At 69.9% G+C, this 1817-nt stretch carries 3 protein-coding genes; 1 reads left to right on the top strand and 2 read right to left on the bottom strand.

What is annotated here, in order from left to right:
- Window positions 1-192: hypothetical protein (locus HL658_RS36325; RefSeq protein ID WP_180287751.1), on the bottom strand; the 192-nt coding region annotated here is incomplete at its 3' end.
- A 131-nt stretch (window positions 193-323) separates the two neighbouring features.
- Window positions 324-710 (bottom strand): DUF6165 family protein, encoded by a 387-nt coding sequence (locus HL658_RS36320; protein WP_180286963.1) that lies wholly within the window; start codon window positions 708-710, stop codon window positions 324-326.
- Between the two features lie 412 nt (window positions 711-1122).
- Here HL658_RS36320 and HL658_RS36315 point away from each other — a divergent pair.
- A partial coding sequence (locus tag HL658_RS36315; RefSeq protein ID WP_180287750.1) for a hypothetical protein occupies window positions 1123-1817 on the top strand: 695 nt, incomplete at its 3' end.

The following is a 1817-nucleotide window of genomic DNA, read 5'->3' as shown; positions in this document are numbered from 1 at the left end:
CGCCGCCCGGTCCAGCCAGAGGGCGGCTCCGGCCGCGTCGCCCAGCGTGGCGGCCAGCCGGCCGGCGAGCGCCGGCTCCGCGGCGGCCTCCGGTCCGGCGGCGAGGTGGCGCCAGCGCCGCACCGCCTCCACCGCGCCACCATCCTCCCGGCACAGGTCGAGCGCCGCCCGGAGCGCCTCGGCGGCACTCATCGGCCGGTGGCCCGGCGGCGGGCCCGGCGGCGGAAAGGAGCGGGCGGGGTGGGAGGCGTCGGCGCGGGCATGGTCGGGAGATCCGGATTCGGAAGAGGGCGCCGGTGGCCGCCAGGGGCCGGGCGCGGGGATCAATAAGGCTGGTAGGACTTTTCCTCGACCAGCTCGGAGCCGAGCAGGTCGTTGAGCCGGCGCTTCACCGCGGCGCGGCGGTCGTTGGCATGGTACACGCCGCGCGCCAGCTCCACGAAGCGCTGGCCGAAATCCTGCCGCCGCTCGCAGTCGCGGATCTCGTCCTCGATGTCCCACAACGCCTCGTTGACGGCGCGCAGTTCGTCCATCATCGCGGCGCTTCCCTCGGGCAGGGCGCCGTGCCGGGCGACCTCGGCGTTCAGCGCGTCCAGCTCGCGTCGCACGTTGGCCCGCTTGGCGGCATCGGCGATGCGGCGGTCCTTGATCTCGAGAATGGTGATCTTGTCCAGCAGTTCGCCCCAGGACACGGGCGCCAGGATCGGCATATCGACGCTTCCCGTCACGATTCGGCCGCCGGTCGCCGGCGGATCCGGCGCCGTCCGGCCGTGGCCGCACGGATAGCGGGCGCGGGCGCCCAAGTCCAGGGACAGCGTGCGGACCCATGGGCGATGGGGGCGGACAACGCAACCGGCAGGGCCGTGACCTTTTTCGGGCCAGGGCCCGGATCCGCCCCCGCCGGCCCGGATCCGCCCCCCTGCAATCCGGCCGGGATCCGGTGTTGCGCGGGTGTCGCCACCCACTCCTCGCCGCTGCCCGCTCAACTTTTTTGCGTTGCTCCCCTTTACCGCTTCCGATAGATAGGGAGTTGGTCGGAGAGGGGTACCTCTCTGCCTTCGCCGTGAGTCTGCCTGAAGCCTTCAAACGAAACATTCATCTGACGAATAGGGGAAAAAATCGATGACGACCCTCACTTTGACCGCAGGCGGGGCTTATACGTTTGGCACTTCTGACGCTTATTCAAGCATTGTCGCATCCACCGGGTCCGAATTCGCGGTCCTCAACACGACCGGCTACACGCTCACCGTCAATCTGCTGGAGACGTTGGTCGGCAATGTCGGCACCGACGTCGTCACCGTCGGCACCTCCGGCGGCACTCTTCTTGTTTCCCTCCTCGAATCCTTGACCGGTAGCGCCGGCACCGACCTGGTGACCCTCGGCAGCTCCGGCAGCACGCTCACCGTGTCGCTCCTTGAGAGCGTGACGGGCGGCGTCGGCACCGACGTCGTGACGCTGGGCACCACCGGCGGCACCATGACCGTGTCGCTTCTCGAGCGCCTGGCCGGCGGCGTCGGCACCGACGCCATCACCATCGGCTCCGCGGGCAGCACGCTGCTCGTGGCGGCCCTGGAGACCCTGGCCGGCGGCGTCGGCACCGACGTGATCACGCTGGGCAGCGTCGGCAACACCATGGCGGTGTCGGCCCTGGAGAGCCTGATCGGCAACGCCGGCACCGACGTGATCTCGTTGGGCAGCGTTGGCAACACCCTGACGGTGTCGCTGCTTGAAACCCTGTTCGGCAACGCCGGCACCGACATCGTCACGCTGGGCAGCTCGGGCAACACCCTGTCGGTCACGGCGATCGAGTCGCTGAT

Origin of the sequence: Azospirillum oleiclasticum (assembly GCF_013423485.1) — a bacterium.
In the GTDB taxonomy this organism is placed as follows: Bacteria; Pseudomonadota; Alphaproteobacteria; order Azospirillales; family Azospirillaceae; genus Azospirillum; species Azospirillum oleiclasticum.
This window is presented reverse-complemented; position numbering and strand designations above follow the sequence as displayed.

Coding starts and splice junctions, on each gene's coding strand:
- HL658_RS36320 (WP_180286963.1), bottom strand. CDS start 710: ATGCCGATCCTGGCGCCCGTGTCCTGGGGCGAACTGCTGGACAAGATC.